We start from the raw sequence: 24441 nt of genomic DNA, 5'->3' as shown, positions 1-24441 counted from the left end.
TGCAAGTTGCGATTGCTACGCATCAATAAAGTCCAACACCAGTTTGACGAATTCATCGGGACACTCAAACGGCGCCAGATGGCCGCTATCCAGTTCCGCATAACGGGAACCGGTAATGGTGGCCGCGAGTGCCCGCGAATGTTCAACAGGAACCATCTGGTCATGTCCGCAGCCAATTACCAGGGTGGGCCGGTTTATTTTCTGGACCTGTGCGCTGATATCCAGCCTCCGGTCAAGATCGATCTGGCGCGCGATGCCGTCCCATCGGTTTACCGTGCAGATGGCGTCGATCCATTCGTCGACCTGCCGGTCATCAAGCCCGGATAAGAATGGGGGACTGAATCCGGCCAGCAAGATAAGCCGCGCAAACGCGCGGGGTTCAAGGCGAATAAGATCGAGCCAGAGTTCAGATTGCAGCTTCAACCTGGTTTCCTGGCCCGACGCAAAGCCAGCCAACAGCACCAAGGACCGCACGAGCTCAGGATACTCCGCTGCAATATATATGGCGACGCCGGCCCCGAGCGAATAGCCCACCAAGTCGAAAGGCACCGCTCCCGAAGCCTTGGCCGCGGCGACGACCTGCTCGGCGAGTATCTGGACAGACAAGCTCTCGTGAGTATCAAGGGTCTCGCCCGAGCCGGAGTAGTCCACGCGCACGACACTGCGTTGCGGCGTTAACTGATCAATCAGATGGTCCCAGTTGCTCTGTAGATTACCGCCGGTACCGGACACGAGGACCAACCCTGGGCCATTGCCATCTACACGGTATGACACCGTTGCACCAAAGACTTCGACTTTTTTCATTGCACCGTATCCGTAGTCCAAAGGGAGGATCCGATCTTTTACCCGGCCACTCCTATGAGGTCAACCGATTATTTTCCCGATGCCATCGACCGCGCCAGGGCCACAACCTGCTTCAAGAACACCGAATCATCATTCTTGCGCCAGCTGAGCATAACGGGCGAGGTAAAGCCCGGTTCGTCCAGGTCGACATAAGCCACATCGGCGCGATGCAGGCCACGCACGGATTCCGGCACCAGGGCGGCGCCCACGCCGGCCGCAACAAGACCGATAGCGGTCTGCAACTCGTTCACTTCCTGTATTACATTGGGTGTATACCCCTTGACCCTGAACAGATCGTATACATGGTCGGCGTAGCTGGGACGTGGCCGGGCGGGATAAAGAATGAGCGCTTGGGGCACGACGTCCTCCAGGGTCAAGGCCGAGCGATTGGCCAGCGCATGCTGCGCGGGCAACGCCACGACGATACGTTCGTCGCGCAGGACAAGACGCTCAACCTCGTCATCGTGCAGCATGATGCGGCCGACGCCCACATCGATACGCCCTGTTTTCAGCGCGTCGAATTGCTGCAAGGTGATCATTTCGATAAGGCCGATGTCGACCTGGCTATCCAGTTCACGCAGCCTGGCAATGAACTGGGGCATGAAGCCATAGAGCGTGGATGGCACAAAGCCAAGGCCAAACCAGCGCTTGTCCTTGCGCCCGATACGCTGCGTCGCCTTGACGACTTCCTCCAGCTTCTGCGTCAGGTTTTCGGTATGGTCCAGGAAGTACCGGCCGGCATCGGTCAACCGTATGCCCCGCCCTACCCGATCGAAGAGGTCCACACCCAGTTCTTCTTCCAGCAGCTTGATCTGGCGGCTCAAGGGCGGCTGTGCCATATGCAGCGATCGGGCAGCACGGGTGAAGCTAAGCTCGGTCGCCACTTGGCGAAAGTATCGTATCTGTCGGAGTTCCACGTTGATACCCAAAAAGTATTGTTGGCGACAAATATAGTCTTAGACATGCCTTTGTCACAACAAGGATAATCGAGCCATACACGTCGTCCATGACGACGTACCTATACCGAAAGGAGATGACTTTGGAAAAGAATCGCTTTTACTCGCAAGTCCAGCGCGGCACGCGCACCGGGATCGCCAAGACGGTGTTTTCCGTAGCCGCCGCGTCGATGCTGGCGCTGGGTGCCACAACAGTCCAGGCGCAGACCTACCCCGAACGCAGCATCAACTGGATCGTGCCTTTCCCCCCCGGCGGCGCAATGGACGCCATTGCGCGTGTGGTGGGCGAGACAATGAGCAAAGATCTCGGGCAAAGCATCGTAGTCGAGAACAAACCAGGCGCCGGCGGTAATATCGGCGCCGCGTATGTGGCGAAGGCCAAGCCTGACGGCTATACGATCATGATCGTCGCCAACGGCATGGCCGTAAATCCTTCGCTCTACAAAACGCTGCATTACGATCCCATTGAAGGGTTCGAACCCATCTCGCTGCTGGCCGCCGTGCCGAATATCCTGGTCACCCAATCGACCCGCAAGGACGTCAATTCCCTGCAGGACGTAATCACGCAGGCCAAGGCGGATCCCGGCAAGTATACGTATGCATCGGCCGGAGTGGGAACGTCGATCCACCTGGCGGGCGCCCTGTTCACCTATATGGGCAAGCTGGATATGCTGCACGTGCCTTACAAAGGCAGCGGCCCGGCCGTATCCGACTTGCTGGGCGGGCAGGTCGACTACATGTTCGACAGCATCACGTCAGCCAAGCCGCATATCGATGCCGGCAAGCTCAAGGCCCTGGCCATCACCACCGCCAAGCGCTCGACGGCCTTGCCCGATGTACCTACTGTGGCGGAAAGCGGGATCGAGGGTTACGAATTGACCCCATGGTTTGCCACGTTCGCCCCGGCCGGCACACCGCCCGAGGTCATCAAGACGCTCAATGCTTCCATGCTGAAAGCCATGAAGTCCGAGAAGGTGCAGCAGATATTCGCCGGCATAGGCGCAGAGGAAATCGGCAGCACACCTGAGGAACTCAAAACCTACCTGGCTGAAGAAACCGCCAAGTGGTCCAAGATCATCAAGGAAACCGGCATTTCGCCCAACTAAGCGCGAGGCGCGTATCGGATGAGTGCCCATCGTTGATGGGCGTATCGATAAAAAGCCGGCCTGTTGGTTTACCAACAGGCCGGCTTTTTCACGCCTTACCGGACAGTGCTATTTGCGCGTGTAATGCCGAACCTTGTCTTCGTCCAGCGTCACGCCCAGCCCAGGGCCTTTGGGCAGCTTCAAGGTGAAATCACTGTAATCCATGCGCTCGACCAGGATGTCGTCCTGGAGCAATAGCGGGCCGAACATCTCGGTTCCCCACTCCAGCTTATCGACCGTCGCAAACAAGTGCGCCGCCGCCAGGGTAGAGATGGATCCTTCGAGCATTGTGCCGCCATAAAGCGCAATATCGGCCGCCTGGGCAATGCCGATCAGGTCGCGGGCGCGCAGCAGGCCACCGGCCTGCTCGATCTTGATGGCAAACACATCGGCGCACTGGTTGGCTGCCAGCGCAAAGCCGTCTTCCCTGCCCTTGAGCGCCTCGTCGGCCATGATGGGCACAATGCCCAGGGCCGTCAAACGCGCCATGCCCGCCAGGTTTTTCTCGTGGATCGGCTGCTCGACCAGTTCAACGCCTATATCGGCAAGGGGACGCAGCATCCGCAGCGCCTGGGTTTCAGACCATCCCTGGTTCACATCAATACGCACGCTGATGTCGTCGCCCAGGGCGGACTTGATGGCGGCGATGTGGCGCAGGTCGTCTTTCAGAGGGCGCATCCCCACCTTCAACTTGAAGATGTTGTGCCGCCGCGCATCCAGCATCTGCCGCGCTTCGGCGATATCCTTGTCGGTGTCGCCGCTGGCCAGGGTCCAGGCCACGCTGATCTCGTCATGCACCGCGCCACCAAACAAGGCACTGAGCGGAACACCCAACCGCCTGGCACACGCGTCGTAGATCGCGGATTCGACTGCGCTCTTGGCGAAGTGGTTGGCCTTGATGGCCTTGTCGATGCGCACCCGCAACGCGGCCGGCTTGTCGGCCGGCTGTCCCACGATGAGCGGGGCAAAATACGCGTCGATGTTGGTCTTGATGCTTTCCGGGCTTTCGCCCCCATAGTTGAGTCCGCCTATCGTCGTGGCCTCGCCGATGCCTTCAATGCCGTCCGACGTTTTGATCCGGACCAGGACCATTGTTTGGCATTGCATCGTCGCGACCGACATCTTGTGCGGCCTGATGGTGGGGATGTCAAGAATATGGGTGCTTACGTCTACTATGGTGGGTTGCATCGCGGCTCTGATCTACACAAGTTAATCGGACTTCTCGAGTATAGGTTTCAGCAGTGCGCCGGTCTAATATGGATTGAGTCGGCAATGATACCCGCAGGGTATTGGTATAGTCAGCTACTCGGTCGATTTCACAGAGTAGCCAAAATAGCTGGGAAGCGACATGACGGCCCGGCACGCAAGCGTGTAGCGCCGGGCGGCCATGAGCTTACTTATCGAAAGCCGCCTGCAGGTCGGCCTTGCTGCTTACACCGCTTTGCAGAGCCAGCATCAAGAGTATGCGGGCCTTGGGCGGACTAAGATCATCCGCCATGACGGCGCCGGCGTCCGCAAGGGTTTTGCCGCCGCCTTCGAATCCATAATTGGGTAATACGCGTCCGTTGTAGACCCGCGTGGAAATGACGACAGGAACCTGCTTGGAGATCGCATACTTGACCGCCTCGAACATGGACTGATTCATATTGCCCATGCCGAGCGCCTGCACGACAATACCTTTTACGCCGCGGTCGACCGCATTACGCAGCCCCGTGCCTTCCGCACCGCCGTACACGGGAAATATTTCCACCGCGGGCATCGTGTCCGTACTCAAGGCAATGTGCTGGCGGCGAACCGGCGAGTTGGCATACATGACGCGATCAGGATAGACCTCACCGAGAAAACCGAATTCGCCTGAGTTGAACGTTTCTACATTCCCCGTATGCGTTTTCCTGACATAACGGGCCGAGTTGATCTGGTTGTTCATGGCCAGCATGACACCCTTGTTCTTCGATTGCTCATCCACCGAAATCCTGACCGCATTCAACAAATTGCGCGGGCCATCGAAGTCGGACGACGATGCATTGCGCTGCGCGCCGATCAGGGTGACCGGCTTGTCGGACTTGACGGTAAGGTCCAGCCAAAAAGCGGTTTCCTCGAGCGTATCAGTGCCATGGGAAACGATCACACCAGCCACGTCGGGCTGGTCCAGGGCTTCCTGGACGACTTTGGTCAGCTCCACCCAGCGCGGCGGGTCCATGTAGTCGGACGGAACATTGGAAAGGCTTTTAACGCGGATCGTGGCGTATTTGGCCACATCGGGCACCGTAGCGAGCAGATCTTCACCGGAAATGGCCGGCACGGGCGCGTTCTTGACGGGATCAATCTTCATCGCGATCGTCCCCCCGGTCGCGAAGAACTGCACGACGGGCTTTTCTTGTGCCACGGCGGTGGATGCGGCCATCATGCAACAAAGACTTAATAGCGATAGCTTGAACTTCATTTTGGTCTCCTTTGGCTCGAACGCCTGCTTATAGTTGGATAAAGTCAAATCCTGGCGACTGTTGTAATGTCGACGAGTGTCGCACCTTCCCGCGAATTATGTCCAGCCTTAACCCGTCACTCCGCGCACGCGCAGGACAGCGGACTCAGTAAAAAATTCTCGGCGTGCATGACAGCGCAGCGCGCGCAAGAAATCGAACGCCTGGATTGATCCATGGCCGACTACCTTAGCCCTATCCCGCAGGCATGCCGCTTGCTCAAGCTCTCACACTTACCGTTCCGGTGACAGAACAAAGAGGAATGAGCCATGGCGCTTACAGAAGAAGGTTTAATGGAGCGGTTGCGAAATTGTGATGCCCAACTGCAATACGAGAGGCAAGTTCCGCATGGGCGTAGCTCACCAAGGCTGCAGACCGACAACGCTGAGCCGAATATCGAAGCCAGGCAGATCTATTTTGGCTTGTTGGAAGAAAGTCCTGACGATCTGGCTGTCGCCCGGTCGCGCCTGTATTTGACACGTCTGCTCGCAGAAGTCGAACCCTGCAGTTCGGATTTGCCCGATGATCTGAACAAGCTGCAAACCTGGAGCGATACCCACACCGCAAAGGTCGGTGCGAAGTACCGCCAATATTTGAAAGCGCGCCGAGCCGGCGACGCCCGGCAATACTTCACCAACAAATCGCATGCGCTGTACTTTCTAAAAGGAGTCGCTCCGACCAAGTTGGTGGATGGCGCCTGGCTGTATGGCTTACTCAAACACTGGCGCGATCCGCGCTTTTTAACGCTGATACAGACCTATCTGGAAGAACTGGGTGAAGGTGCAGCCGATAAGAACCACGTCGTCATCTACAAAAAACTGTTGACCACTCACGGCTGCCAAAAGTGGCATTCCCTAAGCGATGCGCACTTCACCCAGGGCGCCATTCAATTGGCGCTGGCCCAGCACACGGCTCATTTCCTGCCCGAAGTGATCGGCTACAACCTGGGTTACGAACAACTTCCCCTGCATCTGCTGATCAGCGCGTACGAGCTGAACGAATTGGGCATCGATCCTTATTACTTCACCTTGCATGTCACGGTGGATAACGCCGGCACTGGCCACGCCATGCAGGCGGTGCAGGCCGTGTTCGACGCCCTACCTCAGGTAGCGGATAAAAAAGATTTCTATCGACGTATCGTCAATGGCTACAAGCTCAATGACTTGGGCGCCAGCACCAACTCGGTCATCGCGCAATTCGATCTGGACGAAGAGCTGGTGGCTATCTTGACGGCCAAGGCCAAGGTGGGCGCCCAGCTACATTCAGACTACTGCAAAATCTCGGGAAAAACGGTGAATGAATGGCTGGCCGAACCGGCGCAACTGCCCTCGTTTCTTGAGGCCTTGCAAGAGCATGGATGGATCAAGCGTCATCAAGACCCCGAAGCCAGCCGGTTCTGGACATTGATCCAGGGCGAGCATGCACACATGTTTGGCGTATTCAATGCGTATGAAAAGCAAGTCATACACGACTGGATCGCGGGTGACAGTGCCGGAGGGCCCGGATCACGCCCTATCAGTTTCAGGGCGCGTCAACGCCTGGCGGCACCGGAAGGTCCAGGCGGCGGCACCTCGAAGGCCTGGCGCTACATGGGCGAGGGTCCGAAACAGCACGATGATTTCGACACAGACCTGCATCTCCTGGAACAAAAACTGGCTGGCGCGCCTGGTAAGGACGATGCCATGGACTTGCTCGTCCCGTTGCTGTCGCCGGTTCACCATCATACGGCCCCGGGGTTGATGGCCACGCGCCTCTATACGCGTAAGCTTCATGGTGCATAAAAAACGCAACGACTATTCGTAACCAGGAGCTGGAGCATTATGAACGCCTTGCAAGCCGGGCTTACCGCCCGTCCCCTACAGGCCGGCTCGCCCGGCGGATCACCGGAAGATGCCGCTTTGGTTGAACTGGGCATGGCGTTAAAGAACCAGGGGTATCGTTACACCGCGGTGACCCCGGCCACCCATACCCTCGTCAACAAGCGCCAAGGCAATGAATGGGCCAAAAGCGTGGAAGACGTCTTTGGCTGGAGCCGGCCGTTCCGCGCCGGCGTCATGCCCGCGGCACTGATGACGCTTATGCGCGAGGCAGGTGTCATAACGCCGCACGATGAGGGCTGGCGGTGCAGGCTGCGTGCATCGACGATAAAAGACTCCCTGTTCTTTCACTCGGCCTATCCCACCGACGATACCGACGCCGTATTCTTCGGCCCGGATACTTACCGCTTTATCGGCGCCATTGACCAGCATTTGACGACGGCATCCGGTCCGCTGCGGCGCGTGGCCGATATTGGTTGCGGCGCGGGACCAGGTGCCATCACCGTCGCGCTGCGACATCCGCACGCTGAGGTCTCGGCAATTGACATCAACGACCAGGCCCTGCGCCTGACGAACATCAATGCCGTGCTGGGCGCCGCGAATAATGTCCGACCCCTACACAGCAATTTATTGAACGCCGCCGATGGCATGTTCGATCTTATTATTGCCAACCCGCCTTATATGATCGACCCCACCCGTCGGGCATACCGGCACGGTGGAGGTGCGTTGGGCGAGGGACTGTCTCTTGCCATTGTGGACGCAGCCGTGCAGCGCTTGAGCCCGCAGGGCGTCTTGTTGCTCTACACGGGAGTCGCCATAGAACAAGGCATCGATGCATTCCGGGACACGGTCATCCAAATGCTTCGAGACGCGGGATTCCAATGGAGCTATAGGGAAATCGACCCCGATGTATTCGGCGAAGAGCTGCTTGCCAATCCTGCTTATTCCCGTGCCGAACGCATCGCAGCTATTGTGCTGACGGCAACCCGTGGGGGCTGAAGGCGGTTACCGCTCTTCACGCGCTACGTAGTATCGCCGGGCGATTCCGCTTTCAGCGCAGAGGTGGCGGGGCCGTGCACAACGGTGCCGTCAGGCGCGAAGCGCGAGCCGTGACACGGACAGTCCCACGTCCGGTCGGTCGCGTTCCAGCCCACGACACAGCCCATATGTGTACACAATGCCGATACAGCGTGCAAGACTCCCGAATCGTCGCGGTACGCCGCGAGGGTTTTGTCTCCTTGCTTGACAATCCGCGCCTGGCCGGCCGGCAAGTTCAAATCTTTGTCGTGGCCCGTCAAAAAGCGATCTTGGACAAAGTGTTTTGCGGTCTGCAGGTTCGACTTTACGAACTCGCCACCGCCCACCAGCGGCTTGACCCGAGTCGCATCAAACAAGTCCGCGACGCTATTTTCGCGACCTAGTATCAGGTCTGCAATCAGGCACGCGGCCATGGTGCCGTTGGTAATACCCCATGCATTGAAGCCGGTGGCAACATACAGGTTCTTCGACCCTGAACTGGCTGAACCGATAAAGGGCAGGCCATCCATGGATTGGAAGTCTTCATTAGTCCAGCGATAGGCAATGTTCCCGACGGTGAATTTTTCCTGCAAAAAGCGCTCAAGCTCCTGGAAGCTCTTCGCCTCTTCGTCCGGAACCCCGGTCTTGTAAGTGGCCCCCACTGCAATGACATGCGGCGTACCGCTGGAGTCATCCATGCGAAAGGAATGGCCGGGCGTGCCGGTATCCAGAAACATTCCGTCCAGAGTCTGGCCGGACTCGACAGGAGCGGCCACCATGGGATGGCTGATGGTGTAGGCTTTGGCGAAGAACATGCCATCGGGGACGATAGGTAGATGAGTGGCAATGATCACCTCTTTCGCCCGTACCGAGCCCCCTGCTTCGGTATGCACACGATAATGAGCGCCGTCGCCTTCCTTTTCAACCTTGGTAACGCGCGTCATTTCGAACAGTTTGGCGGTTTTTGCCACCATCGACGCCAAACCGCGCAGATATTGAACCGGATGGAACTGGGCTTGATTATCGAAGCGAAGCGCACCTTCCACGGTAAACGCCTTGCCAAGTGCGCCGCCCACCTGCGACCCGAAAGGCAAGGCGCCGTCCGTGCACAGGTGCGCCGGCAAGCCCAGCTTAATGGCAGCGGCTATCTCGTTCTGGAGGTCTTTGAAGCCTTGCTTGGTAGACGTGTACAAATACGCCGACTTGCGTTCAAACGAACAGGCGATGTTTCCGCTGCTGACCAGCTCGGCAATATATGCAATGGCGGCCTCGTTGGCCTGGGCATATTTACGCGCATCGGCGACGCCGAAGTCGCGGATCAGGCTGCTGTAGATCAGGCCATGTTGGGATGTTATCTTCGCCGTCGAGCGCCCGGTGACTTGCTCGCCTACGCGTAGGGCTTCCAGCACGACGACCGATTTGCCCGCCCGCGAGAGCGACTCGGCGGCGGTCAAACCCACAATCCCCGCGCCGACAACTAGCACGTCGGCGTCCAACTGCTCAACCAAACCTGGATAGGCTACCGGGCTTTCACCGGACGTGGCTGCCCAGTACGAACCCGTAAACGCTTGATTTGTTTGCATAGTATGCCTCCGTCATTACGAAGTCTGCAGCAACTTGCATGCCTTCGTGCGCCGAGGGCCCGGGCACGACTATTGCTATAAGCTCCAGACTCACCGATGGCCGGCAGACCGGGACATATGGAACAAATAAACACGGGGGCATCGATGCAAGAGGAGCACGCCGGAGCACTACTCATCGTGGGTGGCAGTGAGGAACGCCATGGAGACATGCAGGTCCTGTCTAAATTCGTCGAACTATGCGGTGGCCCGGACAGTGCGATTGTTGTGCTGACCGCAGCCACCTCGGTGCCTGACAAGATATGGGCCATATATGACGCGGCTTTTGCCGAGCTAGGCGTTTCAAACCGAGCTGCGATCCACATAGGCAACCGTCGCGAAGCCGACGATGCCGACGCTGTTGCACAAATACTGCGCGCCGACGGAATTTTCATCTCGGGCGGCGAACAACAACGGCTATTGGCATCGATCGGCGGCTCCAAAGTCCATGAAACGATGCATCGGGCATTTCGCGAGCGCGGTGCCTGCATAGGGGGCACAAGCGCAGGCGCCTCGGCCATATCGCGCCATATGATGGCCTACGGTACCAAAGACATGTTGCCGAACAAAAATTCCGCGCAACTCGATGTCGGACTAGGATTTTTGCAGCACGTAGTGATCGACCAGCATTTTTCGGAGCGGCATCGCCTGGCACGCCTGCTTTCCGCGGTGGCACAAGACCCTGATGTCATCGGCTTGGGCATCGACGAAGATACCGCCGTGGTGATCCGCGACCGGGGCTGGCTGGAAGTCGTGGGCACGGGCGCCGTGACCATACTGGACGGTCGCCGGATGACGTCTAATTTCGACGAGGCCAACCCACACCAACAACTCGAGCTGATCGACGTCCGGCTCCATCTCCTTCCCGCCGGCAGCCATTACAACATTGGCCGGACCGCCGATGCGCCAGCCGCCCTACGCAACGTCCTTGCACTCGTTACCGAGATCTGACCCATGAAACTGATCGAAAAATGCCTGTTGCGCGGCCCTAATTTATACACCCGGCGAACATGTATCAGGGCCATCATTGACCTTGAAGATCTGGACGGCGTGTCATCGGCCGATTTACCGGGATTTACAGACAGGCTCTGTGCCCTTCTGCCCTCACTGCAACGCCATCGGTGCTCGGTCGGAACGGCGGGAGGATTCATCCAGCGACTGCGCGACGGCACCTACATGGCACATATCGTCGAACATGTGACGCTGGAGCTTCAATGCCTGGCCGGCAGCCAGGCGGGATTCGGGCGTGCGCGCCGGGTCAAGGGCATGCCGCGCTGTTATCGCGTCGTCTGCGCGTATCAGATCGAACCGCTAATCGAACCCGCACTCGACACCGCCATCGGGCTGGTTGGCGCTGTTGCCCGAGGGGAGAATCCGTCCATCGAAGCCGTACTCAGCCCCTTGCGCGATTTGGTCAGACGCCATGGCGTCGGCCCAAGCACCCAGGCGATTCTCGATGCGGCAAACGCCCGCGGCATTCCAGTCATGCGCCTGACACATGACGCCAGCTTGTACCAATTGGGCTTCGGTGCGCGGCAGAAACGCATACAAGCAACGATCACCAGCCAGACCAGCCACATGGGCGCGGCTATCGCCAAAGACAAGCAGCTAACCCGGAACCTGCTCGAACAAGCCGCTATTCCGGTGCCCCGGGGCAGCGTGGTACGGGATGCCAGCGAAGCACTGCACGCGGCATCCCGCCTGCGAAGGCCGGTGGTCGTGAAGCCTGCCGACGCCAACCATGGCAAGGGAGTACGCACTTGCCTGAATGATCCGCAAGACATCAGCCAAGCCTACGCCGACGCACGCCAGTACAGCACGCGCGTCATCGTCGAGGAATTCATCGAGGGCGACGACTATCGAATACTGGTCGTCGGCGGAAAGATGGTCGCCGCCTCGCGACGGGATCCACCTTGCGCTATCGGAGATGGCCAAACAACAGTGTCCGGTCTGATCGAGCAGATGAATAGAGACCCAAACCGCGGCGAAGGCCACAGCAAAGGCCTGACCAAAGTACCTATCGACCCCCATACGATTGCGCATCTGGAACGCAGGGGAATGACACTGGCCACCGTACCGCGTGTGGGCGAACGCGTCGTGTTGCGCGACAACGCCAACCTGTCGACCGGCGGCACCGCGCGCGATGTCACTCACCTGGTGCATCCCGACACGGTACGCACGTGCGAGCGCGCGGCCCACCAGATTGGACTGGATGTGGCGGGGATCGACCTGTTATGCCGCGACATCAGTTTGCCCCTGCGGCAACAGGGTGCAATCGTTGAAATCAACGCGGCACCCGGCTTACGCATGCATGAACAGCCCAGCCATGGCATGAGCCAGGCGGCTGGATCGGCCATCGTGAAATCGCTTTTCGCCGACGGCGATGACGGCCGCATTCCCCTTATCGCCGTCACAGGGACCAACGGTAAAACGACGACCACGCTACTGATCGGAAACGTACTGCGCGCTGCCGGCCACACCACGGGCGTGGCAACGACTCAGGGACTATTTATCGACGGCCATTGCATCCATGAGGGTGACTGCACCGGCTTTTGGTCAGCCCGCGCGATACTGGGGTCCCCCAACGTCAGCGCGGCCGTACTGGAGACCGCAAGAGGCGGAATACTTAAGCGGGGCCTGGGTTTTGACCGTTGCGACATCGCGGTTGTCCTGAACATAAGCGCGGATCACCTGGGGCTCGACGGGGTGGACACCGTGGATGATATGGCGAAGGTCAAAGCCATTGTGGCCAAAACTGCAAGCCGCGCCGTCGTACTTAACGCCGACGACGCACTCTGTGTGGCCATGGCTTCACAACTGCGCGAGGGCGTCGAGGTCGTCTATTTTTCGTGTACTGACCACAACCCGGTAATGCAGGAGCATCTGCAGCAAGGCGGGCGGGCGGTGTTCCTGCGCGAAGGCGATATCGTCATTGCAGGCGCTGCCGGCCAGCGCACGCTTATGCGCGCCGACAGCCTTGCGGTGACCTTGTACGGGCAAGCCATGCACAATATTGCGAACACGCTGGCCGCTGTCGCCGCACTGGAGGTCCAGGGCGGCTGCCCCGCCGCGTCCATCATTGAAGGACTGCAGTCGTTTCGTTGCTCAACCGAGACCAATCCCCTTCGGCTGAATATTTCCCATATTGGCGGAGTGACCATACTGCACGACTATGCCCATAATGCCGCCGCGTACCAGGCGATCCTGGATACAGCCCGCGCAATGAAATGCCGACGCATCATCGGCGTCATCACTGCTCCCGACGATCGGCGCGACGCCGACCTGCAGCAGATTGCCCAGCTTTGCGCGGCCCGCGTGGATGAGCTGATCGTCTATGAAATTGCGGCCAGTCGCCGCCGGGAGCCTGGCCACACCCTGCGTCTTTTGTACGAAAGCGCCCTGGCCGCAGCGCCGTCCCGCGTTCCGGTGAGTGCCGTAATGGGTGCTCAAGAGGCGGTATGGGCGGGATTCCAGCGATGCGCCGAAGGCGACCTGCTGCTGGTTGGCGGCGCTACGCAGTTGCAAGACCTTGATCGTCTGCGGGCCCACGTGAAAAGCACCCCCGAAAACGCAATAAGACCTGCATCCGCGGGCGACTTGCATGACGCTGCATTCGGTTCACAGCCCGACACCGGGGTCATCAGAACAAATCCAACTGAGGATTATTTTTTGGCGGTCGGCGAAACAAATCGGTCGTCAGCGACGGTCGGGCCTGGTTCAGGCCTGCCTTCGCACACGCCTTTCTAAACCGTTGCTCGATCAGTTCGGCAAAAACGCCGCTGCCTTTCATTCGTGTCTTGAAGTCTGAATCATAGATTTTGCCGCCTCGCATCTGCTTGACCAGATTCATGACGTGTGCCTGCTTTAGGGGATAGTGCGCATCCAGCCATTCGCGAAAAAGATCGGCCACCTCTAGCGGAAGACGCAGCAAGACGTAGGCGGCGTTCAAGGCTCCCGCATCGCGGGCGCTGAACAAGACTCTTTCCATGTCGTGGTCGGTCAGCGAAGGAATGACCGGGGCCACCATGACGCCGGTTGGAATGCCGGCTTGGCTGAGCGTGCGGACCGCTTCCATGCGGGCCCCCGGCGCGCTGGCGCGGGGTTCGAGCGTTCGGGCGATTTCCTTGTCCAGTGACCCTATCGACATGAAGACGCGAACCAGGTTCTTGTGCGCCATGCGCTCGAGCAGCTGGATGTCGCGCGTGACCGATGCCGATTTGGTGGTGATGGCCACGGGATGGTTGAATTCTTCCAGAACTGCAAGGATGTCGGCGGTAATACCTAGCCGCCGCTCGATGGGCTGGTAGGGATCGGTGTTGGCGCCCAGTGCAATCAACTTGGGGACGTAAGAGGGGCTGGATAACGTCGCGCGAAGCAGCTGGGCGGCGTTGCCCTTGGCATACAGCCTGGTTTCGAAATCGAGGCCTGCAGAATGATTCAGGTAGGCATGCGTGGGCCGTGCATAGCAGTAAATGCAACCGTGTTCGCAGCCCCGGTACGGGTTGATGGATTGTTCGAAAGGAATGTCGGGCGAATCGTTACGCGAAATAATTGATTTGGCCGCTTCCATGGAAACCGTAGTCGCCGGCCTTGCCGGTGCCTGGTCGTCGTCAGTGGACCATTCATCGTCAAACGCTACGCGCTGGAGCTGGTCGAAGCGCGACGTTTTATTCGAGACACTGCCCCGTCCTTTGATTGGTGTCGGTCGCATAATGCTAAACTCGAAATACTGTACATAAAACCAGTATACACGCTATGCGACCACGCTGCGATTCCTGCCGGTACGCTTTGCCTCATACAGCGCATGATCGGCCAACTTCAATACCGACTCGATGGTGTCCGAGCTGCCGGGCCTATGGGCAATGCCCAGCGAGATGGTGATCGAACCCACAAGCGGTATCGCGCGTTCGGCCACCTGGAGGCGCAGGCGCTCCGCGACTTCCTTGGCCATATCCAAATTGGTATCGGGCAATATGAGCAGAAACTCTTCACCCCCCGCCCTGCAAAGCGTGTCGCCTTTCCGTGCACTGGTCCGGATAATATTCGCGAGCTCCTTGATGACATCGTCGCCAACGTCGTGCCCGAACGTATCGTTGACGTTCTTGAAGTGATCGATATCTACGGAAATCGCGGAGAACGACTGGCCGGAAGATTCGTAGCGTTCAAGGGCTTCCTGAAGGCCGCGGCGGTTCAGCAGCCGCGTCATTGGGTCTGTACTGCTGTCCAGCCGAAGCTGGTTGATCTTGCCGTGCATAAGCCGGACACCTTTCAATAGCGCCAGCTTGAGCTGCTCAGCCTCGAAATACCAGGATCGCGTACCCGAAATGGTGGCTTCCGAGTTTCCATCGTCCATATTTCCCGCGCCATGTGCCAGCTGCCGCAGCGGTTTCGATATGGAGCCCGCAGTGAGCCAGATCAGGACCAGCGTCAATAACTCGATGGGCAAGATCTTCGAGACTACGCTAAAGACGTAATTGTCCAGTCCCGCCAACGTCGCCTCTTTTGGACGCTGCGCAACCACACCCCAGCCAGCTTCCCCAATCGCCGCGTAGCCCGCCAGCATGGCTTTCCCCTGCGAATTGGTCACCGCTTGCGCCCCACTTTGCCCGAGAATGACCGCCTCGATTACAGAATTGCCGGATATTCTTTCCCCGATACGGTGCTTCTGAGGGTGATAAATAAGTGTCCTGCTGCGGTCGACAACATAAATGTACGACCCGTCATCGTGATAATGCTTGCCAAGAATATCGTTAAGAATATTGGTGGCTTGCAAATAGATGGTACCTGCGACATAGCCAAGGTAGGAGCCGTCGGCAGCCACCACCGGGTGCGATATGCTGATTACGAGGTTTCCGGAAGGAGCCACAAAGGGTTCGGTTATGAGGGGCCGCTTGGCCTCGAGCGATTGTCGTTCACTCGGCGTTACGAGCTGCCTTCCCTTTACTTGCAAGGTTTCGGGCGAGGTACTGATGATCACTCCGGCGGCATTCACAATAACGACTGAATTAAAAGATTCCGTTTGCGTGAGCAGGCGTTTTGCCTCGTTCGCCAGTCCGGCTTCATTCTCCATGAGCGGCGCGAGCACCCCCGCGCTGTAGGCCAGCTGACTTTGCGCCGAACGCAGAAACCCGCCGCTTGTTTCCGCCAATTTGCCTGCGTAGACGCGGTTGGCGTTAAGCGCCCCGGCGATAAGTTCTTCGCGTTGCACAGCATAAATGGCGTGCAAACTGTTTATCAGAGTGATCGATGTAGCCGCTATCGCCAGCGTCAAAATCAGCCGCCGAAGGTCAATCAGGTTATGAAATGCCATAGATAGAATAGTTGAAGTTCGCCGAGTCTGACATTGCCCGGTCAGTATCGTTGCAGCGGGTATATTGCGTTCAGGCCATTAAGTGCTGGGCCTGCATCGTGGCGACACGAATGGTAACCCGAAGCCGTGCCTGCACACCGCATTTTGCCTCGACTTAATGTTGGCCTATGATGGTCTAAAATCAAATAACAACACTTCAAGCTTGACACTACTACGATCGTGACGGAATGATCGCGCCGACTTAATCCTTTCTTCTTGGAGAAGAAATGCCCAGCCTACTGCCTGATAATGATCCCGACGGACTCCTGGAGTATTCGGTCGTTTATACCGACCGCGCACTGAACCACATGTCGCAGGCCTTCCAGGGGGTGATGAAAGACATTTCCAGAACGCTGAAACAAGTCTATAAGGCCGACACCGCGATCATCGTTCCAGGCAGCGGCACCTTCGGCATGGAAGCCGTGGCGCGGCAGTTCGCAACGGATAAACAATGCCTGGTCATTCGAACCGGCTGGTTCAGCTATCGTTGGACCCAGATTTTCGATATGGGGCGCATTCCTTCCGGGGTTACGGTGCTCAAGGCCGCGCCGGTGGCGCAAGACCGACAAGCCGCCTTTGCTCCGCCCCCCATTGCCGACGTGGTCGACGCCATCAAGGCGAACAAGCCTGCGGTCGTGTTTGCGCCACACGTCGAGACCTCCTCGGGCATCATGCTGCCGGATGACTATATGCGCCAAGTGGCTGACGCGGTGCATGCCGAAGGCGGCTTATTCGTGCTGGACTGCATTGCCTCAGGCACCCTCTGGGTCGACATGCAGGACATCGGAGTCGATGTACTGATCAGTGCGCCGCAAAAAGGCTGGACGGCCTCGGCGTGTTGCGGCCTGGTCATGCTAAGCGCCCTGGCCCGCGAAAAAATCGATTCCACCACCAGCACCAGCTTCTCCTGCGACTTGCGCAAATGGATGCAGATCATGCAAGCCTACGAGCAAGGCGGCTTTGCCTACCATGCCACCATGCCCACTGATTCGCTTACCGTGCTGCGCGACGTCATGGCCGAGACCGAAGCCTATGGCTTTGACAAAGTGCGGGCCGAACAGCAAGAGCTGGGCACCAAAGTGCGCGCGCTACTGCGCGACAAAGGTTTCAAGAGCGTGGCGGCGCAAGGCTACGAAGCGCCCGGGGTCGTGGTCAGCTACACCGACGATGACGCCATACAGTCTGCCAAGAAGTTCGCAGAAGCCGGTGTGCAGGCCGCCGCGGGCGTTCCCCTGCAATGCGATGAACCGGCCGACTTCAAGACCTTTCGCATAGGCTTGTTCGGGCTGGACAAGCTGCATAACGTGGACCGCACGGTCGACACCCTGGATAAAGCATTGAAGACAATAGGTTACTAAGACATGGCCAACAAGCACCGCATTGAAGGACCCGACGCCATCATCGCTTTTGTCGACGACACCCGGCTACCCTTCAGCCCCGAGCAAAGCGCGCGAGCCGACCTGTTGGTTTCAGCAAAAGCCGGCGACAAATGGAGGCTGACACGGGCGAAACTGCCTGTGTCCTTCGCTTACGGCGACGACACGCCGGAAGTCGTGATCGAGTCGATCGGTACCCCTTTCTATCGAAAATACCGCCACATGCCGGGAACGCAATTTGTCTATGACACGCTCAAATCGAAGCTGTTCATCGAGGGCCACCTGAACAAGGGGCGCGGCGACCCTTACGTCATCTGCCTGTCGCGTTGAAGCATGCCGCTTTGGCACAGGCATGCTAATTGCCGTCAAGTCGTGACCGCCAACTGAACTAGGAGCTGTCATGGCCACAAAGCAAACCGACAATACCGGCAAGGAAAACCTCCAGGAAGACGACTTGGCTCGCGAAGACCAGGCAAGCCACGGCGATCAACAGAATCGCAGCAAAAAGGATGGCCACACCAGCCAGGTGGGATCCAGCCAGGACCAACACAGCCAGCGCAATCGCGGTGAAGGCGCCCGCCGCAACTGACGGTGTCGCCAATACGGGATCCGTGCCATCGGCCGGATCCCGTATTGCCGTCTGCTCCATCGCAACGGTAACAAATAGGCGTTTACCGTCCACTTAGGCCGAGAAATCTTGCATTGATTTCTACGGAATAACCCTGCCACCTGGCATGCTCAACATGTCGTCCGCCGCATCCAAATACATTTGCACTGTCCTCCGAGAGCCGCATGGATGCTCGCTTTCCACTTCAAAACCCCCAATCGACGCCGCTGCTTGACGTGTGCTTCCGTGCTCGTTGAACGTGTTGACGCCCGTATTCGGATCGCCTATAAATGCGACGGCAGTTGAGCGTTTGTACCTTGTTGCAACCTACGACACACAGCATATAAAAAGCCAGGAGACACACAATGAAGAGCAGTTCGAAAGAAGTCAGCCCAATCGCCACGGGCAAATCGTCACGCCGCCAATTTTTGGGTGGTGCCGCCGCCGGAACCGCGGCCGTGGTATCAATGGGATTCCCCTCCATCGTCAGCGCGCAATCGCCCGTGAACATGCGCTTCCAAAGCACGTGGCCAACGGTCGACATCTTCCACGAGTTCGCCCTTGACTTCGCCAAGAAAATCAACGACATGACAGGCGGCGAACTGAAGATCGAAGTCTTGCCCGCGGGCGCCGTCGTGCCGGCTTTCGCATTGCTCGACGCCGTGTCCAAGGGCACGCTGGACGGCGGCCACGGCGTACTGGGCTACAACTACGGCAAACAGAACGCCTTGGCGCTTTTCTCGTCGGGTCCGGCATTCGGCATGGATGCCAACATGATCCTCGCATGGCACAAGTACGGCGGCGGCAAAGAGCTCCTGGCCAAGTTGTACACGTCCATCGGCGGCAATGTGGAATCGTTCCTAAGCGGCCCGATGCCCACGCAGCCCTTTGGCTGGTTTAAGAAGCCGGTCACCAAGACCGAAGACCTGAAAGGCCTGAAGTTCCGTACCAACGGCCTGGCCATTGACCTGTTCACCGCCATGGGCGCTGCCGTGAACGCCTTGCCCGGCGGCGAAATCGTACCGGCCCTGGACCGCGGCCTGCTGGATGGCGCCGAGTTCAACAACGCCACCTCCGACCGCCTATTGGGCTTCCCCGACGTGTCCAAGGTTTGCATGCTGCAAAGCTTCCACCAGTCGTCGGAAACCTTCGAAATCATCTTCAATAAAGATAAATACGCCGCACTGCCGGACAAGATGAAAGCCATCATCGCCAACGGCGTCGAAGCCGCATCGGCCGACATGTCGTGGAAAGCGGTGGATCGCTACTCACAAGACTACATCAAGCTGCAAAAAGAAGACGGCGTGAAGTTCTACAAGACGCCTGACGCCATCTTGCAGCAACAGCTCACGGTATGGGACGAGATCGTCACCGAGAAAGGCAAGACCAACCCCATGTTCAAGGAAATCGAGACCTCGCAACGCGAATTTGCCGCGCGCGCCCTGGCATGGGACATGGACACCAACAATAATCGGCGCATGGCCTACAACCATTACTTTGGCCGTAAAGCGGCTCCCAAGAAGAGCTAAGCCGTAGCGCAGTTGCACTCAACACCACCCTCTTCTCGGGTGGTGTTTTTAATCGGCTTACTGCAAGCAAGGTGAATCTACCATGCAAAGAATTTTGCTAACTATCGACCGGGTCAACACCTGGATCGGACAGCTGTTCGGCTGGTTCGTCCTGGTCCTGACCCTGTTCATTACCTACGAAGTGTTCTCACGGTACGTGCTGGGTGCGCCGCACGCGTGGTCCTTCGACGCCATGAACATGATGTACGGCGCGCTGTTCATGATGGCCGGCGCCTACACCTTGTCCAAGAACGGGCACGTGCGCGGCGACGTGCTGTACGGTTTTTTCCCGCCCCGGCTGCAAGCCGGGTTGGACCTGACGCTTTACATTATCTTTTTCTTCCCGGGCGTAATCGCCTTGTGTTGGGCTGGCTACAACTATGCCGCCGAGTCCTGGATGATCAACGAACACTCCACCATCACCGCCGATGGCCCCCCCATCTATCCCTTCAAGGCGATCATTCCCCTGGCCGGCATCACATTGCTGTTCCAGGGTTTCGTCGAAGTCGTCTATTGCATACAGTGCCTTAAGCAAGGCAACTGGCCCAAGCGCGAAAAAGACGTGGAAGAAGTCGATGTCGACAAGCTCAAGGAAATGGTCAGCGTCGATGATGACATGACCGAGCTCGACAAGCTTGTCGTCCAGCAACAAAAGGGTAGCCATTCATGAGAAAAGAAGTATGGTTTGGCCTCTCCATATTGGCCGCAGTTATTATCGCGCTGGTTATATTCATGCCGGCCCCGGCCGACATCACCAACGGACACCTGGGCCTGCTGATGCTCGGCCTGATCGTCGTAACCATCATGCTGGGATTCCCCACCGCCTTTACCCTCATGGGCATGGGCGTCATGTTCACCTACATCGCCTATCGAAACATGGGCCCACAGCTGGCCATCCAGCAAACGCTCGACTTGATGGTGCTGCGGGCCTATTCGGTCATGACCAGCGACGTCCTTATTGCCGTGCCACTGTTCATTTTCATGGGCTATCTGGTTGAACGTGCGAACCTGATCGAACGCCTGTTCAAAAGCCTGCACCTGGCTATGGCGCGGGTACCCGGTTCATTGGCCGTGGCCACGGTCATTACTTGCGCTGTGTTCGCGACCGCGACGGGCATTGTCGGCGCGGTCGTCACCTTGATGGGATTGCTGGCAATGCCCGCCATGCTCAAGGCGGGATACAGCGTGAAGCTATCGGCGGGTGCCATTACCGCAGGCGGGTGTCTGGGCATCATGATTCCGCCGTCAGTGCTGTTGATCGTATACGGTGCCGTGGCGGGGGTTTCAGTCGTCAAGCTGTACGCCGGCGCATTCTTTCCGGGGATCATGCTTGCCTTGCTGTATGTCCTCTACATCATGATCGTCGCCAAGATCAACCCCAAGGCCGCACCGCCGTTGTCGCCCGAAGAGCGCCGGGTCACCCTTCCGGAATTCGCGGAAACTGTCAAGCGCACGATCAGCAACCGTGCTGTGCCGGGACTGATCGGCGCCATTAAGGGCAAGCGCAACGTCAATGTACCCATGCGCACCCTGGTCAACCATTTGTTCATTGCTCTTCTTCCGGCGCTGGCTTTCGTGGCCATCATGGGCCTGAGCTATAAGATGGTTACGGCCCCTCTTCCCCAGGAAGCTTCAGGATTGGTTGCAATGGGCTTCGCGTCCGATTCGGGGTTCGATTCGTATGCCGACAGTGGCGGCCTGCAAGAGCCTGAAGTCGAGGGCGGACTGGCAGAGCCTGCCGGCGCCGAAGCAGTAGCCGAAACGGCGCCCGAAGAGGCCGAGCCAGAAAGCGTTAATGAAAGCCGACCAGCCCCCATGGCGTTCTGGATATTGCTCGCCATTGGCACGGTGATATTCGCGCTCTTCTACACGATCTTTACCTTTGCGCGACTTGAAATTTTCAAGATGCTGCTCAGCTCGTTCTTTCCGCTGGCTATCATGATTCTGGCGGTGCTGGGCAGTATTGTGTTCGGTCTGGCTACACCTTCAGAAGCGGCCGCAATGGGATCATTCGGGGGGCTGCTGCTCGCCCTGGCCTACCGAAGGCTGAATCTTCCAATGCTGAGGGAATCGGTCTACCTGGCGGCCAAGACCAGCGCCATGGTGTGCTGGCTATTCGTGGGTTCCAGCATATTCTCTGCCGCATTTGCGCTGCTGGGCGGACAGGAAATCATCAATACCTGGGTATTGGGTATGGACCTTACCCCCATGCAGTTCCTGATTTTGGCGCAAATCGTGATCTTCCTGCTGGGCTGGCCGCTGGAATGGACAGAAATCATCGTGATTTTCATGCCCATTTTCCTGCCGCTATTGGCGCATTACCAGATTGATCCCTTGTTCTTCGGTCTGCTGGTCGCCCTGAACCTGCAAACCGCGTTCTTGTCTCCCCCTGTTGCCATGTCGGCGTTCTATCTAAAAGGTGTCTCACCGCCCCATGTGACGCTGAACCAGATATTTGCCGGTATGCTGCCTTTCATGGGAATACAGATCATTGCGATCGTGCTGATGTATATGTTCCCAGCCATCGGCTTGTGGCTACCTGAAGTCTTGTACTAGAACAGCGTCAGTCAAGACCTTACCAGGCAACCGTATAGGCGCCCGGGAAGGTCTTCTCCACAAACTGTTTTAGCGCATCAGACTGATAGGCTTTGATAAACCGGGCGATCCTAGGATCGCCCTTATTGTCTTCTCTTGCGGCAATCACCACTACGGCAAACTCTGCGTTCTGGTCTTCAAGCGCCAGCGAATCTTTCGATGGGGACAGTCCCGCAGGAATGGCATACGCCGAATTCACCGCGGCGGCATCGACATCAGCCAATGAATGTGACAACTGCGCGGCTTCCACTTCGACGAACTTCAATTTCTTGGGATTGTCCTCAATATCGAACAACGATGCCGTCACGGTTACGCCATCCTTCAAGGTGATCAGCTTGGCCGCCTGCAATACCAATAAGGCACGCGCGCCATTGGTCGGGTCATTCGGAATGGCAATAAGCGCTCCATCCGGCAGATCGGTCAAAGCCTTATGCCGCCGGGAATAAATACCCATCTGCTGCACCACTCCATTGGCCACCGGCACCAGCCTGTAGCCGCGCATGGCGTTTTGCGACTCCAGAAACGGACGGTGCTGATAAACATTGATATCCAAATCGCCGGCATCCAGGGCGGCATTCGGCTGGATAAAGTCGCTGAATTCAATCAGTTCTACCGACAGCCCTTGCTCTTGGGCCACTTTTTTAACCACGTCACCCATTTGCGCATGGGGGCCTGCCGTCACGCCCACGCGCAGGGCGCCGTCTTGCGCCGCCGTCGCTGCCATGCCGGCCATAAGGGTGACGCTCGCCAAGCCGATTTGCAAGGGGCGAAGAACGCGGCGGACTGATATTTTCATGGAGACTCTCTATAGACGTAAAACGGCGGAATGCCCGAGCCCGAGCGCCGCCGCGAAAAATTGACCTAGGGATAGTACCTAGTAATCGTTAAAACCTGAAGGAATGCGTTGGCATATGCTTACAACCGACAGGCATAACGCTGCGGCTAGAATGAGGCTTATCGGCGCCGCGCGCCCTATTCTTGTCAAACTCATGCACCCAATTTCCGCGCTACACCCCCATACCCCAGCCTTGCTGGCCGATCATTACAGCGGCATCGATGCCGACTTCCCCGTCCTGATGGATCTGCTCTTTACCCGCAGCGCGGGCGAAGCTTGGCATAAAGCAGGCACATTCAAGCACCATCTGCTGGGGGTGTACCGCAGCCTTGCACTGTGGGACCAGCCCCGTGAAGTACGCCTACTGGGCCTGTTTCACAGTGTGTACGGTAACGAGTACGTCAATTTGACACTGTTCGATCGGGACCGTGAACGACAGGTATTGCGCACCGCCCTTGGTGACGAGGCGGAGTCATGGGTGAACCTGTTTTGCGCCATGCCGCGCACGCAATTCGTGCAAGCCATTCTCGACGGACGGGGTGCGGGCACTGACGGCCTAATCCTGCACGGCAACGATGAACAGGTATTTCATCTGACGCCACAGCAAGTAGCCGCCTTCATTGTCGTTACCGTCGCCGACGTCGGCGAGCAATGGCACAGCTGGCAGGACGAGATCTTTGCCGGCTATCCGTATCAGCAGAAACGCGAGTTGGACAGCAACTGGGCGGCGTCCTTATGGCCGGGCCCGCTCAAGCCTCCCAGCAATATCCTGCACATGTTGTCGCGCCTGCTGCATGCCTTGCATGCGCTTCCCGCCGATACCGGCATTCCCATTCCGCCAGCCTTCGACCATGGCAAAGCGATACTGTCAGCCAAAAACGAAGCAGCGGCCGCCGCACTGTACTGGCAGGTCGTCACCCGCATGCATCCGCTTACTGAAAGCGACACCGCAACGCAGCTGTTGGAATCGGCGGTCGAGCATAATCCATGGGTGGGTGAGCCCCGCCTGCTTTTGGCCCAACTGGCGTTGACCAAAGGCGACTTTGATGTCGCGCAGACACACGCGATAGAAGGGCTCCGCGCGATGCAAGCCTGGGGAACCGCTTGGGACAAGCGTATTGCCTGGGAAGGCTGGATAGCATGGGGCCGCGTACTGCTGCAGAGCGCATGCCGACGTGAATGGCCGGACAGCCTGGGCGCACTGAATGGTCTAGGATTGGTGGAATAAGGGCCA

20 protein-coding genes are annotated in these 24441 nt (G+C 58.1%); 12 read left to right on the top strand and 8 right to left on the bottom strand.

From position 1 onward, the window contains the following. Positions 1 to 15: 15 nt before the first annotated feature. Both CR159_RS11785 and CR159_RS11780 read right to left on the bottom strand, forming a co-directional pair. Complete coding sequence (locus CR159_RS11785; RefSeq protein ID WP_102074152.1) at positions 16 to 804, bottom strand: alpha/beta fold hydrolase; 789 nt, start codon at positions 802 to 804, stop codon at positions 16 to 18. A 68-nt stretch (positions 805 to 872) separates the two neighbouring features. Next, positions 873 to 1760 carry a LysR family transcriptional regulator gene (locus CR159_RS11780; protein ID WP_102074269.1) on the bottom strand — a complete coding sequence of 296 codons (888 nt, stop codon included), beginning with the start codon at positions 1758 to 1760 and terminating at the stop codon, positions 873 to 875. Positions 1761 to 1969: 209 nt separating this feature from the next. Between CR159_RS11780 and CR159_RS11775 the strand changes: the two genes are divergently transcribed. Next, complete coding sequence (locus CR159_RS11775; RefSeq protein WP_102074268.1) at positions 1970 to 2905, top strand: Bug family tripartite tricarboxylate transporter substrate binding protein; 936 nt, start codon at positions 1970 to 1972, stop codon at positions 2903 to 2905. Positions 2906 to 3013: 108 nt separating this feature from the next. On the opposite strand, the gene CR159_RS11770 is transcribed toward CR159_RS11775, so the two are convergent. Beyond that, positions 3014 to 4132 (bottom strand): muconate/chloromuconate family cycloisomerase, encoded by a 1119-nt coding sequence (locus tag CR159_RS11770; RefSeq protein WP_102074151.1) that lies wholly within the window; start codon positions 4130 to 4132, stop codon positions 3014 to 3016. A 205-nt stretch (positions 4133 to 4337) separates the two neighbouring features. Then, the gene (locus CR159_RS11765; RefSeq protein ID WP_102074150.1) at positions 4338 to 5387 is read right to left on the bottom strand and encodes an asparaginase; all 1050 of its coding nucleotides are present in this window, start codon (positions 5385 to 5387) and stop codon (positions 4338 to 4340) included. Positions 5388 to 5693: 306 nt separating this feature from the next. Here CR159_RS11765 and CR159_RS11760 point away from each other — a divergent pair, with 306 nt between their 5' ends. Beyond that, on the top strand, positions 5694 to 7205 hold the full coding sequence (locus CR159_RS11760) for an iron-containing redox enzyme family protein (protein WP_233208283.1): 1512 nt from the start codon (positions 5694 to 5696) through the stop codon (positions 7203 to 7205). A 39-nt stretch (positions 7206 to 7244) separates the two neighbouring features. Continuing rightward, a complete protein-coding gene (locus CR159_RS11755; protein ID WP_102074149.1) occupies positions 7245 to 8240 on the top strand; it encodes a methyltransferase in 996 nt (331 codons plus the stop codon). A gap of 23 nt (positions 8241 to 8263) precedes the next feature. On the opposite strand, the gene CR159_RS11750 is transcribed toward CR159_RS11755, so the two are convergent. After that, the gene (locus CR159_RS11750) at positions 8264 to 9841 is read right to left on the bottom strand and encodes an FAD-dependent oxidoreductase (protein WP_102074148.1); all 1578 of its coding nucleotides are present in this window, start codon (positions 9839 to 9841) and stop codon (positions 8264 to 8266) included. 117 nt (positions 9842 to 9958) lie between these two features. Here CR159_RS11750 and CR159_RS11745 point away from each other — a divergent pair, with 117 nt between their 5' ends. Both CR159_RS11745 and cphA read left to right on the top strand, forming a co-directional pair. Next, positions 9959 to 10828 (top strand): cyanophycinase, encoded by an 870-nt coding sequence (locus CR159_RS11745; protein WP_233208282.1) that lies wholly within the window; start codon positions 9959 to 9961, stop codon positions 10826 to 10828. Between the two features lie 3 nt (positions 10829 to 10831). Further along, positions 10832 to 13624, top strand: a complete 2793-nt coding sequence (gene cphA, locus CR159_RS11740) for a cyanophycin synthetase (RefSeq protein WP_102074146.1) — start codon at positions 10832 to 10834, stop codon at positions 13622 to 13624. Here cphA and CR159_RS11735 read toward each other — a convergent pair. Together CR159_RS11735 and CR159_RS11730 are read right to left on the bottom strand one after the other, a co-directional pair. Next, complete coding sequence (locus tag CR159_RS11735; RefSeq protein ID WP_102074145.1) at positions 13518 to 14588, bottom strand: PA0069 family radical SAM protein; 1071 nt, start codon at positions 14586 to 14588, stop codon at positions 13518 to 13520. The two genes, cphA and CR159_RS11735, sit on opposite strands and share 107 nt — an antisense overlap. Positions 14589 to 14630: 42 nt before the next feature. Continuing rightward, positions 14631 to 16187: a sensor domain-containing diguanylate cyclase gene (locus CR159_RS11730; protein ID WP_102074144.1), complete on the bottom strand. Its 1557-nt coding sequence runs from the start codon at positions 16185 to 16187 to the stop codon at positions 14631 to 14633. Between the two features lie 266 nt (positions 16188 to 16453). Here CR159_RS11730 and CR159_RS11725 point away from each other — a divergent pair, with 266 nt between their 5' ends. The 6 genes from CR159_RS11725 (at position 16454) to CR159_RS11700 (ending at position 22333) form a co-directional block, all read left to right on the top strand. Further along, positions 16454 to 17584 (top strand): aminotransferase class V-fold PLP-dependent enzyme, encoded by a 1131-nt coding sequence (locus tag CR159_RS11725; RefSeq protein ID WP_102074143.1) that lies wholly within the window; start codon positions 16454 to 16456, stop codon positions 17582 to 17584. A 3-nt stretch (positions 17585 to 17587) separates the two neighbouring features. Next, the gene (locus tag CR159_RS11720; RefSeq protein WP_102074142.1) at positions 17588 to 17932 is read left to right on the top strand and encodes a hypothetical protein; all 345 of its coding nucleotides are present in this window, start codon (positions 17588 to 17590) and stop codon (positions 17930 to 17932) included. Between the two features lie 70 nt (positions 17933 to 18002). After that, positions 18003 to 18191: a hypothetical protein gene (locus tag CR159_RS11715; RefSeq protein ID WP_102074141.1), complete on the top strand. Its 189-nt coding sequence runs from the start codon at positions 18003 to 18005 to the stop codon at positions 18189 to 18191. Between the two features lie 383 nt (positions 18192 to 18574). Then, entirely contained in the window at positions 18575 to 19738 is a 1164-nt protein-coding gene (locus tag CR159_RS11710) for a TRAP transporter substrate-binding protein (protein ID WP_102074140.1), read from the top strand. 82 nt (positions 19739 to 19820) lie between these two features. After that, entirely contained in the window at positions 19821 to 20447 is a 627-nt protein-coding gene (locus CR159_RS11705; RefSeq protein WP_102074139.1) for a TRAP transporter small permease subunit, read from the top strand. Continuing rightward, entirely contained in the window at positions 20444 to 22333 is a 1890-nt protein-coding gene (locus CR159_RS11700) for a TRAP transporter large permease (RefSeq protein ID WP_102074138.1), read from the top strand. Before CR159_RS11705 ends, CR159_RS11700 begins: the two co-directional genes overlap by 4 nt. 19 nt (positions 22334 to 22352) lie before the next feature. Here the strand turns inward: CR159_RS11700 and CR159_RS11695 are convergent, their stop codons facing one another. After that, positions 22353 to 23105, bottom strand: coding sequence for a MetQ/NlpA family ABC transporter substrate-binding protein (locus CR159_RS11695; protein WP_102074266.1), 753 nt, complete (start codon positions 23103 to 23105; stop codon positions 22353 to 22355). A 256-nt stretch (positions 23106 to 23361) separates the two neighbouring features. Between CR159_RS11695 and CR159_RS11690 the strand changes: the two genes are divergently transcribed. After that, positions 23362 to 24435, top strand: coding sequence for a DUF6817 domain-containing protein (locus CR159_RS11690; protein WP_102074265.1), 1074 nt, complete (start codon positions 23362 to 23364; stop codon positions 24433 to 24435). The last annotated feature ends 6 nt before the right edge of the window (positions 24436 to 24441 follow it).

The sequence above is a fragment of the Pollutimonas subterranea genome, from assembly GCF_002849655.1.
GTDB classification, from domain to species: Bacteria; Pseudomonadota; Gammaproteobacteria; order Burkholderiales; family Burkholderiaceae_B; genus Pollutimonas; species Pollutimonas subterranea.
Note: the sequence above shows the minus strand (reverse complement) of the source record. Positions and strands in the feature narration are given on the sequence as shown.